Below are 14,880 nucleotides of genomic sequence, written 5' to 3' on the forward strand. Positions count from 1 at the left end.
CAACGCCGGAGATGCTCCAAGACAGATCACGGAGACCCCAGGAAACGGTCCGATACTTGGTCGGTGGTGCCGATTGCGAAATAGATCCAAGCTGGGGTTTGCATCCGTGCATGGGTCACCCGGAACGGTCACCCGTTACATGGACGCATTGTCAAAGAACATGCGACCCAAAGTGCTCTGAGACTGCCGGGGACCGGTCCGGCTCGACAACGACGTCAACTGGGCGGCCCTGGCGGAGCACGAAACCGGGTCAATCCTGATCGTGGCGGTGCTGTCGTTGACGGTGACGACGTCGACGCGGAGCGCGTATCTGTCCGTGACCAAGAATGTAAAGCATGTGCAGCGTATAGCCAGTCACAAGGACGGCACTACAACGATCAACACCTGCGGCGAACTGTTCGATGACGACTTCTTCAAAGCTGCGGCCGGCCTGGATGCGCTGATCGAATGACGCGACTCGGAGGTCTCCTCTGGTAAACCTCTGGTAGGGAGAGAGGCTTCCTCGCCATCGTTGGGATGTACGCCGATTCAGCGTTCGACTGAAAATCGAAAGGTCACCGGATCGACGCCGGTCGGAGCCACCACTGGGAAGCATCAGTTCTTTTAGAACTGGTGCTTTTCTTCTTTAAGCCGCCTCGATGGGTCCTCCGCGCCGAAAGCCAGAGCCGCTCAGGAGATTCTCCGGCTCCGGATCCTGCTGGATGCAGCGGCCCTGCTTCTGCCGCCGGACGCTGCTTGGAGACTTCACTGCCGGCCGGGCTAGACTCGGATGCTGGGGAAAGAACGCCAATGCCGCCGGCCGCCCGACCGGGCCGGCGGTGCAATCTCTACCGGAAAAGTGATTCCTGAACCGTGATTCTTAAGAACATTGCACGCCCTCTGACCGTAACCGCCCTCTTCGCCGCCCTGGCGCTCACCTCGTGCTCCGCGCCGGAAGCCGGCAGCTCGCCGTCGGCCGCGGCCGCCAGCGCCGCTCCCTCCTCTGCGACACCGAGTCCCAGCAAGTCATCCGGACCCTATGGCGACTTCCCGACCGCGGCGGAAGCCTGCGCCACGATTTCAGAACAGGCCACCGGCGCCACCCTGCTGCCGCTCTCGGCGGCGCAGGGAAAGACAGCCGAGCTGGAGCAGTCCAAGACGGAACTGAGCCGGACCGCGGAGCGGGTCCCGGACAGCGTCAAGGCCGACTTCGCCAAGCTCACCCAGGTAGCGGTCGCCGGGGTGAAGGACCAGACCGTCTTCTCCAGCGGCAAGCTCCAGGAGGCCATGGCCCCGGTGCAGGGCTGGCTCGCTGCCAACTGCACCTAGGCTGCCCGGAACCTCCCAGCACCGGTTGTCCTCACCGGGTTGTCCTCACCGGGCTTGTCCTCACGGGGTGTCCGGGCCTGTTCAGCGGCGTTCCTCCGGCAGTAGCCTTGCCCTGCTGAGTGTCACCGGAATTCCGTGAAGGGGCTGGCATGGGACAGATCACGTCGCAGAATCGTCGTCGGGGCTTTAACGCAGGGGCCGCAGTCCTCGCACTGGCCCTCGCAGCGTGCTCCGGCCCGGCGCCGTCGGGCCCGGCGCAGTCGGGCCCGGCGTCCAGCCCTGGAACGTCCAGCCCGGTAACGTCCACCCCGACGCCGGCTTCCCCCGCCACCAGCGTCTCCTCCTCGCCTGCGGCGACATTGGACACTGCCACGCCGGGCGCTGACAGGAGTGCGGAGGCCAGCGCAGCCCCGGGCGACGGCGGGCTGGGGGGCTTCGGCAGCATTGCGGAGGCCTGTGGTGCGGTCAGCGCTACGGTGCTGTCCGTGCTGGTCCTGCCGATGTCGAGAAAGCCAAGGAGGCGCTGGCGAAGATGCAGGGCCAGGTGCCTGCCGAGCTCAAGGATTCCTTCGACAAGCTGACGTCCATCGCGGACGACGCCGGCCAGGACTACTCGAAGTTCAACACCGAGGAGTTCGACAAGGCCATCGCACCCATTGATGCCTGGCTCCAGGCCCACTGCTGACGGCCCGGCCACTGGAACCCGGCCACTGGAACCCGGGCACTGGAACCCGGCCCCTGGTGCCCCGCGTCCTGATAACCGGTACAGGTCCCGACTTTTCGGCCATCCCGCGGCATGCGGTCACCTTGTCGCAGGCAGGGGCTAGGGTGGTGTCAACGAGAAGGGGGAGTGCCTCATGGAATACCCGAATTCCGAGCCCATAGCGGGTTCCGTTCCGGAGCTGCCCGCAGCCGCGCCGGGAGGCGGCGGACGCACCATCATTTCCGAGGCCGCCGTCGCGAAGGTTGCCGGGATCGCCGCCCGCTCGGTTCCTGGCGTCTATTCCCTTGGCTCCGGACCGTCCCGCGCCCTCGGGGCCATCCGCGATGCCGTCGGCAGTTCGGACCACGCCGCCGGCGTCCGTGCCGAAGTCGGCGAAACCCAGGTGGCCGTGGACATTGACCTCGTAGCGATCTACGGCACACCCCTCCATGCCCTGGCAGACCAGGTCCGTGCCGCCGTCTACGCAGCCGTTGAGGAGCTTGTCGGGCTGCAGGTCATTGAGGTTAACATCGAGATCCATGACGTGTACGTGCCCGGCCCGGCGAAGCCGCCTGCTCCCGGTGAAGCCCGGTCCATGAGGGAGGCAATCCAGTGAATCTGACCGTTGTTGGGATCGCAGCCGGCGCCTTCCTGGCGTTCATGTCCTTCCAGTTTGGCGCGTGGGGGTTCCTCGGCTCCTTGCTGTTCATGGGCATCGGAGCCCTGCTGGGCCGTGCAGCGGAAGGGAAACTGGACCTGCGCAGCGTGCTCGACGCCCTCACGGGCCGGCGCTCCTCCTCATGAGCAGCGCGGCTGGGGCGGCGGTCCACGGCAGGGCGCTTGTCGGCCACAACCGGATCAGCACCCAGGCCCTGACCAGCGTGGCACGGGCAGCCGCGGCAGAGGCCCTCGGCGTGGCGCCGCAGGAGGTGCGCGCCGAGTGGTCCGACGACGACGGCCTGCTGGCGTTGTCCCTCGTCGCCCCGATCACCGTGCCCTCGCTGTCGGCAGTTCTCCGGGACCCGGGCCGGGTGGCAGGCTTCGGCGGCTCCATCTGGGACCGGACCGTGGCCGCCAAAGCCACGATCCTGCGGCGCGTGACGGAGCTGAGCGGCGCCCAGCTGAGCCGGGTGGACATCCGGATCAGCGGTGCCAGCGTGAGGGAAGGAAGGCGGGTCCGGTGAGCCACGATACGGACCGCAGGAACCCCGGGCACGACGCAGGCCCGGGCGGCCCCGGGGCCGGGACACGGACCCCGGCGGGGACTGGAGCCGCGGGCATGGACTGGATCCTCAAGCGCGAAACCCGTTCCTCACGGGCCGTGGCAGCCGTCATCGCCGCCGTCCTCGTGATTGCGCTGTGCGGCTACGCCCTCCTGGAAACAGCAGTCCGCGCCGTCGGGCAGCCGCCATGGCTCGTGGATCCGGAAACCGCCGCGGAGCAGCTCGTGGCGCTCCCCAGCGGGGTCCCGCCGCTGCTGCTCGGCGCCCTCGGCGCGGTGCTGGTCATGGTCGGCTTGTTTTTCTTCCTCAATGCCGTGCTGCCAGGCCGCCGGGCCCGCCACCTGCTGCGGGACCGCCGCGCCGCCGTCGTCGTGGACGACGAAGTGATCGCCTCCGCGCTGGCGCGCCGGGCGCGGCTGGCCGCCAACGTGACGCCAGAACAGGTGATGGTGATCGTGTCGCGAAGCCGCGTACTCGTCAATGTCCGCCCTACCTCCGGGGTCCCGCTGAGCGCGGATGCCGTGCTGGCGGCGGTCCAGAACGAACTCCGGGAGATGGGGCCGTCCCCGATGCCGGAGGTCCGGATTAATGTGGCCTCGGCGGGAGTGATCGGCGCATGAACGGCACCCCCAGACTCCTCAACCGGATCCTGATCGGCATTCTGGGAATCAAACTCCTTGCCATCGGCACGCTGCTGATGCTGCTGGCCACCGTGCCGGCCGTCGCCTCCTGGTGGCGGGGCTGGTCCGCCGGGGCCTGGAGCAACTGGCGTGACCTCTTCGGGCGCACGCGCTTCCCCGGGCGCCAGGAGAGTTGGCTGTGGATTGTGCTGGTGCTGCTGCTGGTGGTGGTGATCGGGGCCATGGTGGCCTGGGCCGCCCAACAGGGCAAGGGCCGGGCCAACCTGCTGGTGGCCGAAGAGGATCCGGGCGAGGTGCCCGGAAATGTCCGGATCGGCAGCGGGGTCGCCGAGCAAGCGCTCCGGGCAGCGCTGGCCGACCGTCCGGACCTCGCCGGAGCCACCGTCGCCACCTATGAGGTCCGCGGCGAACCGGCCCTGAAGATCCGCGTGCAACCGCGCCAGGGCGTGGCCCCGCATACGCTGGCCGCCGAAGTGTCCGCCCTCGTTGAGGCGCTCGACTCCGTGCTCGGCAAACGCACCCCCGTGCTCATCCACATCGGTTCGGGAGCGCGGTCCAGGTTCGGCCGGGCAGAACGCGTCCGCTGAGACGCTGGTGAAGTCTGTGCAAACCTTCGCGTCCGGTGCCGCACCGGCCCAGTCCTGCCGATAACGCCGGACTGGAGCGGGAAACGGCCTGCATGAAATGCATCTCCTTTTGGTAAAGAGTCATGTAAACGCTTGCATTCCGCACCGCATGGTGATTACTGTGATGGTCACCACACCAACTGCACCGCTTTTTTACCGGTACTCAGCGAGGAGCCCCCCAGTATGAAAACCCCTAAATTCCTACTTCCAGTAGCCACGGCAGGCGTTCTGGCCCTGACCCTTTCAGCCTGTGGTGGCGGAGGGGGCGGCGGCACCAGTGCCGGTGGCGCCGGCGGCGACGCCGCGCAGGGTCTGGATGGGCGTGGCCCCATCACCTACGTTCAGGGCAAGGACAACAGCAACGTCGTCCGTCCGCTGATCGAAAAGTGGAACGCGGCCCACCCGAACGAGAAGGTCACGTTCAAGGAGCAGACGGACAACGCCGACCAGCAGCATGACGACCTGGTCCAGCACTTCCAGGCCAAGGACGCCGGCTACGACGTCGCGACCGTCGACGTCGTCTGGACCGCCGAGTTCGCCGCCAAGGGCTGGCTGCAGCCGCTCAAGGACAAGATGACGCTCGACACCTCGAAGATGTTGAAGCCGACGGTTGAGAGTGCCTCCTACAAGGGCACCCTGTACGCCGCGCCGCAGAACTCCGACGGCGGCATCCTGTACTACCGCAAGGACCTGGTTCCCACGGCCCCGAAAACCTGGGACGAGATGATGAGCATGTGCTCCATCGCTACGGCCAACAACATCGGCTGCTACTCCGGTCAGTTCAAGAAGTATGAGGGCCTCACGGTCAACGCCTCCGAGGCGATCAACTCTGCCGGCGGGTCCGTGCTGGACAAGGACGGCAAGCCGAGCCTGAACACGCCCGAGGCAAAGGCAGGCCTCGGAAACCTTGCGAAGGCCTACGCCGACGGCAACATCCCGAAGGAAGCCATCACCTTCCAGGAGGAGGAGAGCCGCCAGGCGTTCCAGGACGGCAAGCTGCTGTTCCTCCGCAACTGGCCCTACGTCTACAACCTGGCCACGACTGAAGGTTCCTCGAAGGTCAAGGACGTTCTGGGCATGGCCGCCCTCCCGGGTAAGGACGGACCGGGCGCATCGTCGCTCGGCGGCCACAGCGCGGCGGTCAGCGTCTACTCGAAGAACAAGGCCACGGCACTGGACTTCCTGAAGTACCTCACCTCTGAGGAGACCCAGAAATTCTACGCAACCCAGGGTTCGCTCGCCCCGGTGCTCGGCAGCCTCTATGACGACCCGGAGCTCGTCGCCAAGCTGCCGTACCTGCCGGTCCTGAAGACCTCGATCGAGAACGCCGTGCCGCGCCCCGTCACCCCGTTCTACCCGGCGGTCACCAAGGCCATCCAGGAGAACGCCTACGCCGCGATCAAGGGTGAGAAGGCAGTCGACGCCGCACTGTCTGACATGCAGAAGTCCATCGAAACCCAGTCCAAGTAGTCAGCCATGGCAACCGAATTGGGCCCGGCGCCGGTAAAAAAGCCGGCGTCGGGCGGGACTGAGATCCATCACGCACCCAAGGGCGTGGGGGAAGACAACGCTATTGCGAGCCAGGGCCGGTGGGCGGCCTGGCTGCTGGCCCCCACCGTTCTCGCGCTCGCGATCGTGATTGTCTACCCGATCGTCAGCGCCATCATCATGTCCTTCCAGAAGGACGCCGGACTGGACCCCGCCACCGGCCTCTTCACCGAGGGCGGGCCGGCCGGCATCTCGAACTACGTCAACTGGATTGCCCAGCAATGTGCCGCTCCGGGCGGCGGAACCCTGGCCTGCCCGCCGGGAACGCTCGGTGCGCAGTTCTGGTCCGCCACAGCGACGACCTTCTTCTTCACCGTCGTCACCGTGGCGCTGGAGACCGTGATGGGGTTCTGGATGGCGATCATCATGGCCCGGACCTTCAAGGGCCGCAGCCTGGTCCGCGCCGCCGTCCTGGTGCCGTGGGCCATCCCCACCGCCGTTACTGCCAAGCTGTGGCTGTTCATCTTCGCCTTCGAAGGCATCGCCAACAAGCTCTTCAACACCAGCATCCTGTGGACCGGCAGCGAATGGCCGGCCAAATGGGCAGTGATCATCGCGGATACCTGGAAGACCACTCCGTTCATGGCGCTGCTGATCCTTGCCGGCCTGCAGATGATTCCCGCCGAGGTTTACGAGGCGGCCAGGGTCGACGGCGCCTCGGCCTGGCAGCGGTTCCGGCTGATTACCCTGCCGCTGGTGAAGCCGGCGCTGATGGTGGCCATCCTCTTCCGCACCCTGGATGCACTCCGTATGTTCGACCTCCCGTACATCCTGACGGGCGGAGCCAACAACACCACCACGCTCTCGATCCTGGTGATCAACCAGATCAGGCAGGGCTTCAACGCGGCCGCGGCATTGTCCACCATCACCTTCATCATCATCTTTCTTGTCGCTTTCATCTTCGTGCGCTTCCTCGGAGCGAACGTCGTGGAACAGAGCGGCGCCACCGGTAAGGGGAAGAAATGACCGCCGCGACCGAGCTACGCGCAGAGCAGGACCGGGGACGGAAGACCGCCCAGAACCGCGAAAAGCGGGCCCAGGGACGCACGTACGTCAGCGCCGCAGTGATCCTGATCTGGTGCCTGGCTCCGGCCTACTGGATGGTTGTGACGGCGTTTCGCGACGTCGGCTTCACCTACGACACCTCGCTGCTGCCGACCCACGTGACGCTGGACAACTTCAAGACGGCGTTCGACACGTCGTTCGGCAACCGCTTCGGACAGGCGCTGCTCAACAGTGTGTTCATCGGCGTCGTCGTCACCCTGATTTCGCTGCTGATCGGCGTGTTTGCCGCCTACGCGCTTGCCCGCTTGAACTTCCGGTTCAAGTACCTCGTGCTGGGTTTCATCCTGGGCGCCTCGATGTTCCCGGGCGTCGCCCTCATCACGCCGTTGTTCCAGCTGTTCACCAATATCGGCTGGATCGGCACGTACCAGGCGCTGATCATCCCGAACATCTCGTTCGTGCTGCCGCTGACCGTCTACACCATGACGTCCTTCTTCCGGGAGATGCCCTGGGAGCTGGAGGAATCGGCGCGGGTGGACGGCTGCACGCAGGGACAGGCGTTCAGGAAGGTCATCATGCCGTTGGCGGCGCCAGCCATCTTCACCACGGCCATCCTGGCGTTCATCTCCTCCTGGAATGAATTCCTGATCGCCAGCCAGCTCTCCAGCGACGCGACGCAGCCGGTCACCGTGGCCATTGCCAGCTTCGCGGGCGCACAGCCCAACCAGGTCCCGTACACGGCGATCATGGCTGCGGGCACCATTGTGACCATTCCGCTGGTCATCCTGGTGCTGGTGTTCCAGCGCAAGATCGTGGCCGGCCTGACGGCCGGCGCGGTCAAGTGACGGCTGCGTTATGACCGGCAAGCAGAACCAGGGCCACGTGGCCGGGGTGCACCGCAAGGTACGTTCCGGCGAGGACTTCGACATCATCATCGGATTCCTCGGCTTCTGGGCCATGGTGCTGCTGGCGGTCACTGTCTGGATGGAGGTGACCGCTCAGCCTGCCCTTGGTTGGGCCCTGGGTCTGCTGGCGAGTCTGGCCGCCCTGTACGGAATGATCAGATTGCGACGGCGGCTGCCCGGCCGTACGGCTGCCCGACGCCGCTGAGGGCGGGAGTGCTTTGAAAGGTCTGGCAACCGCCCGGGCGGCAAGCTCAGTCGATCCCGCGGATAGCAGGCAAGGGGACACGGTGGTACGGACAAATGCGAGGGCCCAGCGCGGCGGCCACTCCGGCGTCAGCATTGAGGACGTGGCAGCCGCGGCAGGAGTCTCCACCGCCACCGTGTCCCGGGCTGTCCGCGGCCTGCCCAGGGTTTCACCGGCCACCCGGGAGAAGATCCTGGGCATCGCTGAAGCACTGGGCTACGTGGCCTCCTCCTCGGCTTCCGGCCTGGCCACGGGGCGCACCAAGACCATCGGCGTGCTGGCACCTTTCGTCAGCCGCTGGTTCTTCTCCAAAGCGATTGAGGGCGCGGATCGGGAACTGCACGCCCGCCAGTACAACCTCTCCCTTTTTAATCTGGGCGGCCACGGAAGCAACCGTGAGCGGCTCTTCAGCAAGACCATGGTCTACAAGCAGATCGACGCGCTCCTGGTCCTCTGTATGGCCCTGACGCACGAAGAAATCGAGCACCTCCAGAAGATCGACATCCCCCTCGTCATCGTGGGCGGACATGTGGAGGACTGCCCCTACGTAGGCATTGACGACTACGCCGCAGCCGCCACGGCCGTGCGCCACCTCATTGGTCTAGGGCACCGGGACATCGCCTTGCTGCACGGCGATGACGAGACCGACCTGAATTTCGACGTCCCGAGGGTCCGGATCAGGGCCTTCCAGGAAGTGATGGCCGATGCCGGGCTGGCGGTCCGTCCCGAGTGGGACGAGTGGGGGGATTTCACCGTACGAAGCGGCCAGGACGCGTTCAACCGGCTCTGGGACCGCCCCGGTCCGAAGCCCACCGCCATCTTCTGCGCTTCGGACGAGATGGCCATGGGAGTGATTTTCGAGGCGAACCGGTGGGGGGTCCGGGTTCCGCAGGACCTCTCCGTGATCGGAATCGACGACCATGACTTCGCCGATGCCATGGGTCTCACCACGGTCGGGCAGAGCCCCGACGAGCAGGCCGAGCTGGGGACGAAAATGCTGCTGGACGAGCTCGACGGCATGGCCGGCGCCGTCCGCTCGACCATTGCGCCGCACCGGCTGATCGTCAGGCGTACGACGGCGCCGCCGCGGTCCGGGGACCCGGCCACCTAGGAGGCGGCAGCGCGTCCGGGACGGCTGATCAGGAGGCGCGTGCGAGCTGCCGGATGGGAATCCAGCGGGACGCCAGCCGGCGGTACGCTGCGGCCGCGCCGGTCATATCGCCCTCGGCCAGGCACTCGATGCCCAGCCTCACATCAAGGGGTGAGTCGTCCGGGTAGACCTTGTCCGCCACCGCACCGTAGTCGAGTTCCACCACGGAGCCCGGGTGGAAGAGCTCGAGCCATTCGGTGAGCTGGGTCAGGTCCTCGAGCATGTCCAGGTCCGGGGCGGCCAGTGCCAGATGTCCCACTGCATAGCGGACCCTCTCCAGCGATTCGCGGATGCCGGCACGGATCCGCACGGTGACGATATGCCCCTCGGATTCCACCACGTCTGTGGGGTCCGATTCCTGGAACAGGCAGAACCAGCTGAACGGGATGCCCCAGGTCGATGCCCGGGTGTGGACCCGGCCCAGCCCGGCGTGTGCCCGCACCTCATCGATGCGTTCCTGATGCTTGTCGCGCTGCTCTTCCGGGATCAGCAGCTGGGCCAGGGGTCCGTGGATCCCCTCCATCAGGGCGTTTGCGGCGAGCCCGGCGCGGAGCACCAGCTGGCTCGGGCAATACAGCAGCCTGTCCGGGGTGCCGCCGTCCGACGGCGCAGCGCCGGTACCGGCTTCGGTGCCGGCACCCGCGGCGGACGGGGCGGCGTGGGCCGTGCCGTCCCGGGGCGGTGCGGCGACAACCCGGACCAGGTCGGTCCGTCCGGTGGGGAACGGATCCCCGCCGGCGCGGGTGATCCGGCCGAGGGAAGCGAGCAGTTCGGCGTTTTCCACCGCCGCACGGGACGCGCCCCGGGCCCCGGCCGTCCGCAGGGTGTCCTGCTGGTCCGCCGGGTAGGCTTCCAGCGGCTCATAGATCCGCAGCGCGGAAAAGAACGGCAGGCCGGCCTGTCCCCGGTAGAGGTTGCCCGTCATCGGAGCACGCCGCTTCGGTGGTCCGGGGTCATCAGTCGCTCAGCTCCACGATGACCGGGGCGTGGTCCGAGGCGCCCTTGCCTTTGCGCTCCTCGCGGTCGATCGCCGCGCCGGTGACGCGTGCGGCCAGGGGCGCGGAGGCCAGGACGAAGTCGATCCGCATGCCTTCCTTCTTCGGGAAGCGCAGCTGGGTGTAGTCCCAGTAGGTGTAGACGCCGGGGCCGGGGGTGTACGGGCGCACGACGTCCTGGAATCCGGCGTCTTCGAAGGCGTGGAAGGCCGCCCGTTCCGGCGCACTGACGTGGGTGAGGCCCTCGGCACGGAAATAGTCGATGTCCCAGACATCATCGTCCTGCGGGGCGATGTTCCAGTCGCCCATCAGCGCGATCAGTGCTTCGGGATCATCCTTGACCCAGCCCTGGGCATGCGTCTTCAGCGTGTCCAGCCAGCTCAGTTTGTAGGGCATGTGCTCGTCGTCGAGGGCCCGGCCGTTGGGCACGTAGAGGCTCCAGACGCGGATGCCGCCGCAGGTGGCGCCGATTGCCCGGGCCTCCTGCACGGCGTCTTTGCCGCTCTTGCCGAAGACCGGCTGGTCGATGAAGGTTCGTTCTACGTCGGCAAGACCCACCCGGGAGGCAATCGCTACGCCGTTCCACTGGCTCAGGCCGAAGTGTGCCACCTCGTAGCCCAGGTTCTCGAACAGCTCCCACGGGAAGTTGTCGTCCTTGCACTTGGTTTCCTGGATGGCCAGGACGTCGCAGTCGGTGCGCTGAAGCCAGGCTTCCACGCGGTCGGCTCGGGCGCGGAGGGAGTTCACATTCCAAGTAGCAATCTTCACACTCCCTAACTTACCGAACTTGGCTGCCAGGCGTTGCTGCCGGGGACAGGCGGCTCTCTGGAAATTAGTAGGAAGTCCGAGTATATTCAGCACCAGAGATGATCTGGATCACATGCAAAGGAGCATTCGACCATGGTTCGCGAACTATCCCATTACATTGACGGTCAGCGGGTGGAGGGCACCTCGGGGCGCTTCAGTGACGTCTACGATCCCTGCACCGGCGAAGTCCAGGCCAGGTTGCCGCTGGCCAGCGCCGAGGAAGTGCGCAACGCGATTGCCAGTGCGGAAAAGGGCCAGCTCGAATGGGCCGCCATGAACCCGCAGCGGCGCGGCCGGATCCTGCTCAAGTTCGTCGACCTCGTCAACGAGAACATGGACGAGCTCGCCACCCTGCTGTCCTCCGAGCACGGCAAGACCTTCCCGGACGCCAAGGGTGACATCCAGCGCGGCATCGAAGTCGTGGAGTTCGCCGCCGGCGCCCCGCACCTGCTCAAGGGCGAGTTCTCGGACAGTGCCGGGACAGGCATCGACGTGCACTCGATGCGCCAGCCGCTCGGCGTCGTTGCCGGCATCACGCCGTTCAACTTCCCGGCGATGATCCCGCTGTGGAAGTCCGGCCCGGCCCTCGCCGCCGGCAACTCCTTCATCCTCAAGCCCTCCGAACGGGATCCCTCCGTGCCGCTCCGCCTGGCGGAGCTCTTCACCGAGGCGGGCCTGCCCGACGGCGTCTTCAACGTGGTCAACGGGGACAAGGAAGCCGTGGATGCGCTGCTGGAGGACCCCCGGGTCCAGGCGATCGGCTTCGTCGGTTCAACGCCCATCGCCCAGTACATCTACGCCACCGCCGCGGCGAACGGGAAACGCGCCCAGTGCTTCGGTGGGGCGAAGAACCACATGGTGATCATGCCGGACGCCGACCTGGACATGGCCGCGGACGCCCTGATCGGCGCCGGCTTCGCGTCCGCCGGCGAACGCTGCATGGCCATCTCCGTAGCCGTCCCGGTGGGCGAGGAAACCGCCAACGAGCTCGTCGCCAAGCTGCAGGAACGGATGAAGACCCTCAAGGTGGGCCACAGCCTGGCCAAGGACTCGGACTTCGGCCCGGTAGTGGCCGGCTCCGCCAAGGAACGGATCGAAGGCTACATCCAGTCCGGCGTCGACGAAGGCGCCACGCTCCTCACGGACGGCCGCGGCCTCAAGGTCGAGGGCTACGACGGCGGTTTCTGGGTGGGACCCACGCTCTTCGACAACGTCACCAAGGACATGAAGATCTACAAGGAAGAGATCTTCGGCCCCGTGCTGAGCGTCCTCCGCGCCGCTGACTACGACGAAGCCCTCCGGCTCTGCAGCGAGCACGAATTCGGCAACGGCGTCGCGATCTTCACGCGCGACGGCGACGCCGCCCGGGACTTCGCCAGCCGGGTCCAGGTGGGCATGGTGGGCATCAACGTCCCCATCCCGGTGCCGATCGCCTACTTCAGCTTCGGCGGCTGGAAGGCCTCGGGCTTCGGGGACCTCAACCAGCACGGCGCCGACGCCTTCCGCTTCTACACCAAGACCAAGACGGTCACCACCCGCTGGCCCTCGGGCATCCGCCAGGGCGCGAGCTTCGTGATGCCGGAAGGCAGCTGATGGCGGGGAAGCACGCCGAGGAAGTCTCCGAGCCGGCCGCTGAGGTCCTGTTCGACGAAGTTCTTTTTGAAAAGCGCGGCCGCCTCGGCATCGTCACCCTGAACCGGCCCACGGCGGTCAATGCGCTCACCGCGGGCATGGCCTCGGCCATGCTGAAGCAGCTCACGCAGTGGGCCGACGACGACGCCGTGGCCACCGTGCTGGTCCGCGGCGCCGGCGGGCGGGGCCTGTGCGCGGGCGGGGACATTGTGGCCATCTACCGGGACATGCTCGACGGCGGCCATGCCACCGCGGACTTCTGGGCGGAGGAGTACCGGTTGAATTCCATCATCTCCGGCTACCCCAAACCTTATGTGGCCTTCATGGACGGCCTGGTCCTCGGCGGCGGCGTGGGCATTTCCGCGCACGGCTCGGTCCGGATCGTCACGGAACGCACCCGGATGGGCATGCCCGAAACCACGATCGGCTTCGTGCCCGACGTCGGCGGGACCCTGCTGCTCTCCCGTTCGCCGGGGGAGTCCGGCACCCACGCCGGGCTGACCGGCGCTCACCTGAGCGGTGCCGACGCGCTGTTCCTGGGGCTGGCGGACCACTTCGTGGCATCCGGACGCCTGGCTGAACTGGCGGTGGCGCTGGAGAGTGAGACGGCGGACGCCGCCGTCGTACGCTTCACGGAACAGGCTCCACCCTCGACACTGGCGCAACAGCAGGAGTGGATTGACGCCTGCTACTCCGGCGACGACGCCGAGGAGATCCTGCGCCGGCTGCGCGCCTTTGAGGGAGGAGCGGACGGAGAAGGGGCCGGGGAGGCCGCCGAGGCGGCCGACACGATCGCGGCCAAGTCGCCGACTGCCGTGAAGGTGGCGCTGGAATCCCTGCGGCGCGTCCGTGGGCTGAGCCTGGAGGAAGCCCTCGAGCAGGAGTACCGGGTGGGCCTGCGCTTCCTGGCCGGCCCCGACTTCCGCGAGGGCATCCGGGCCCAGGTGGTGGACAAGGACCGCAATCCGCACTGGCAGCCCGCCACACTCGCGGAGGTCAGCCGCGACGACGTCGAGTCCTACTTTGCGCCGCTGGGCGACCGCGAACTCAAACTGGCTTCAAAGGAGACAGACCATGTCTGAAAAACTACAGGCTGAAACAGTGCAGCCTGACCCAGCGCCGTCCGGGACCACGCCGGACGCGGGCTCCATCGCGTTCCTGGGCCTCGGCCACATGGGCGGACCGATGGCCATCAACCTGGTCAAGGCAGGCTACGCCGTGACCGGGTTCGACGTCGTACCGGCGGCGATCGACACCGCCCGGGCGCATGGCGTCGCGACCGCGGCCACCGCGGCCGAAGCGGTGGCGGGTGCCGCCGTCGTACTGACCATGCTGCCCAGCGGCAAGCACGTCCTGGATGCCTACCGCGGCACGGGCGGGCAACCCGGGCTGCTGGCGACCGCGCCGGCCGGCACGCTATTCCTGGACTGCTCCACGATCAACGTGGACGAGGCCCGCGAGGCCGCCGGGCTGGCCGTCGCCGCCGGCCACCGCTCCGTGGACGCCCCCGTCTCCGGCGGTGTTGTGGGGGCCGAAGCCGGCACCCTGACGTTCATGGTCGGCGCGCTGCCGGAGGACTTCGAGGCGGTGAGGCCGATGCTTGAAGTCATGGGCAAGCGCGTGGTCCACTGCGGGGAGCACGGCGCGGGACAGGCGGCAAAAATCTGCAACAACCTGATCCTCGGGGTCTCCATGATCGCGGTCAGCGAGGCCTTCGTGCTCGGTGAGAAGCTCGGGCTGACGCACCAGGCGCTGTTCGACGTCGCCTCCGCGGCCTCGGGACAGTGCTGGGCGCTGACCACCAACTGCCCCGTGCCGGGACCGGTCCCCACGAGCCCTGCCAACCGGGACTACCAGCCCGGATTCGCGGGTGCACTGATGGCGAAGGACCTCAAGCTGGCGCTCAACGCCCTCGAAAGCACCGGCGTCGCCGCCCGGCTGGGACCGCTTGCCTCCGAAATCTACGATACTTTTGCCGCAGAGGGCGGTGCCGGCCGGGACTTCTCCGGCATCATCACGGACATCCGGGACAAGTCCGCGCACTAGCGGCCCGGCCCACCAGCTCTGAATCAAGACCATCCGAAAGACAACCC

The 14,880-nt window shown here is 67.0% G+C and carries 18 protein-coding genes; 16 read left to right on the forward strand and 2 right to left on the reverse strand.

The window, feature by feature from the left end:
- The first annotated feature begins 316 nt into the window (after positions 1-316).
- The 13 genes from ACQCSU_RS13515 to ACQCSU_RS13575 all read left to right on the forward strand — a co-directional run bounded on the left by ACQCSU_RS13515 (position 317) and on the right by ACQCSU_RS13575 (position 9,314).
- Complete coding sequence (locus ACQCSU_RS13515) at positions 317-451, forward strand: hypothetical protein (protein ID WP_426975816.1); 135 nt, start codon at positions 317-319, stop codon at positions 449-451.
- A gap of 401 nt (positions 452-852) precedes the next feature.
- Positions 853-1,308, forward strand: a complete 456-nt coding sequence (locus tag ACQCSU_RS13520; protein ID WP_426975817.1) for a hypothetical protein — start codon at positions 853-855, stop codon at positions 1,306-1,308.
- 532 nt (positions 1,309-1,840) lie between these two features.
- On the forward strand, positions 1,841-1,993 hold the full coding sequence (locus ACQCSU_RS13525; protein WP_426975818.1) for a hypothetical protein: 153 nt from the start codon (positions 1,841-1,843) through the stop codon (positions 1,991-1,993).
- A 172-nt stretch (positions 1,994-2,165) separates the two neighbouring features.
- Complete coding sequence (locus ACQCSU_RS13530; protein ID WP_426975819.1) at positions 2,166-2,627, forward strand: Asp23/Gls24 family envelope stress response protein; 462 nt, start codon at positions 2,166-2,168, stop codon at positions 2,625-2,627.
- Positions 2,624-2,815, forward strand: a complete 192-nt coding sequence (locus tag ACQCSU_RS13535; protein ID WP_426975820.1) for a hypothetical protein — start codon at positions 2,624-2,626, stop codon at positions 2,813-2,815. Before ACQCSU_RS13530 ends, ACQCSU_RS13535 begins: the two co-directional genes overlap by 4 nt.
- Positions 2,812-3,195: a hypothetical protein gene (locus ACQCSU_RS13540; protein WP_426975821.1), complete on the forward strand. Its 384-nt coding sequence runs from the start codon at positions 2,812-2,814 to the stop codon at positions 3,193-3,195. The genes ACQCSU_RS13535 and ACQCSU_RS13540 overlap by 4 nt, the downstream gene beginning before the upstream one ends.
- Positions 3,192-3,854 carry a DUF6286 domain-containing protein gene (locus ACQCSU_RS13545; protein WP_426975822.1) on the forward strand — a complete coding sequence of 221 codons (663 nt, stop codon included), beginning with the start codon at positions 3,192-3,194 and terminating at the stop codon, positions 3,852-3,854. Before ACQCSU_RS13540 ends, ACQCSU_RS13545 begins: the two co-directional genes overlap by 4 nt.
- Entirely contained in the window at positions 3,851-4,462 is a 612-nt protein-coding gene (locus ACQCSU_RS13550; RefSeq protein WP_426975823.1) for a hypothetical protein, read from the forward strand. Before ACQCSU_RS13545 ends, ACQCSU_RS13550 begins: the two co-directional genes overlap by 4 nt.
- Positions 4,463-4,684: 222 nt before the next feature.
- Entirely contained in the window at positions 4,685-5,971 is a 1,287-nt protein-coding gene (locus ACQCSU_RS13555) for an ABC transporter substrate-binding protein (protein ID WP_426975824.1), read from the forward strand.
- Positions 5,972-5,977: 6 nt separating this feature from the next.
- Complete coding sequence (locus ACQCSU_RS13560; RefSeq protein WP_426975825.1) at positions 5,978-7,015, forward strand: carbohydrate ABC transporter permease; 1,038 nt, start codon at positions 5,978-5,980, stop codon at positions 7,013-7,015.
- Positions 7,012-7,899 carry a carbohydrate ABC transporter permease gene (locus tag ACQCSU_RS13565; RefSeq protein WP_426975826.1) on the forward strand — a complete coding sequence of 296 codons (888 nt, stop codon included), beginning with the start codon at positions 7,012-7,014 and terminating at the stop codon, positions 7,897-7,899. Before ACQCSU_RS13560 ends, ACQCSU_RS13565 begins: the two co-directional genes overlap by 4 nt.
- Before the next feature lie 10 nt (positions 7,900-7,909).
- A complete protein-coding gene (locus ACQCSU_RS13570) occupies positions 7,910-8,164 on the forward strand; it encodes a hypothetical protein (RefSeq protein ID WP_426975827.1) in 255 nt (84 codons plus the stop codon).
- Between the two features lie 82 nt (positions 8,165-8,246).
- Entirely contained in the window at positions 8,247-9,314 is a 1,068-nt protein-coding gene (locus tag ACQCSU_RS13575; protein ID WP_426975828.1) for a LacI family DNA-binding transcriptional regulator, read from the forward strand.
- Between the two features lie 28 nt (positions 9,315-9,342).
- Here the strand turns inward: ACQCSU_RS13575 and ACQCSU_RS13580 are convergent, their stop codons facing one another.
- A complete protein-coding gene (locus ACQCSU_RS13580) occupies positions 9,343-10,278 on the reverse strand; it encodes a hypothetical protein (protein ID WP_426975829.1) in 936 nt (311 codons plus the stop codon).
- A 31-nt stretch (positions 10,279-10,309) separates the two neighbouring features.
- On the reverse strand, positions 10,310-11,116 hold the full coding sequence (locus ACQCSU_RS13585; RefSeq protein WP_426975830.1) for an exodeoxyribonuclease III: 807 nt from the start codon (positions 11,114-11,116) through the stop codon (positions 10,310-10,312).
- A 132-nt stretch (positions 11,117-11,248) separates the two neighbouring features.
- Between ACQCSU_RS13585 and ACQCSU_RS13590 the strand changes: the two genes are divergently transcribed.
- The 3 genes from ACQCSU_RS13590 (at position 11,249) to mmsB (ending at position 14,833) form a co-directional block, all read left to right on the forward strand.
- Positions 11,249-12,748: a CoA-acylating methylmalonate-semialdehyde dehydrogenase gene (locus tag ACQCSU_RS13590; protein WP_426975831.1), complete on the forward strand. Its 1,500-nt coding sequence runs from the start codon at positions 11,249-11,251 to the stop codon at positions 12,746-12,748.
- Positions 12,748-13,869 carry an enoyl-CoA hydratase/isomerase family protein gene (locus tag ACQCSU_RS13595; protein WP_426975832.1) on the forward strand — a complete coding sequence of 374 codons (1,122 nt, stop codon included), beginning with the start codon at positions 12,748-12,750 and terminating at the stop codon, positions 13,867-13,869. Before ACQCSU_RS13590 ends, ACQCSU_RS13595 begins: the two co-directional genes overlap by 1 nt.
- A gap of 91 nt (positions 13,870-13,960) precedes the next feature.
- The gene (gene mmsB / locus ACQCSU_RS13600; protein ID WP_426979793.1) at positions 13,961-14,833 is read left to right on the forward strand and encodes a 3-hydroxyisobutyrate dehydrogenase; all 873 of its coding nucleotides are present in this window, start codon (positions 13,961-13,963) and stop codon (positions 14,831-14,833) included.
- Positions 14,834-14,880 lie beyond the last annotated feature (47 nt).

This window comes from Pseudarthrobacter sp. O4, assembly GCF_050157025.1.
Classification (GTDB): domain Bacteria; phylum Actinomycetota; class Actinomycetes; order Actinomycetales; family Micrococcaceae; genus Arthrobacter.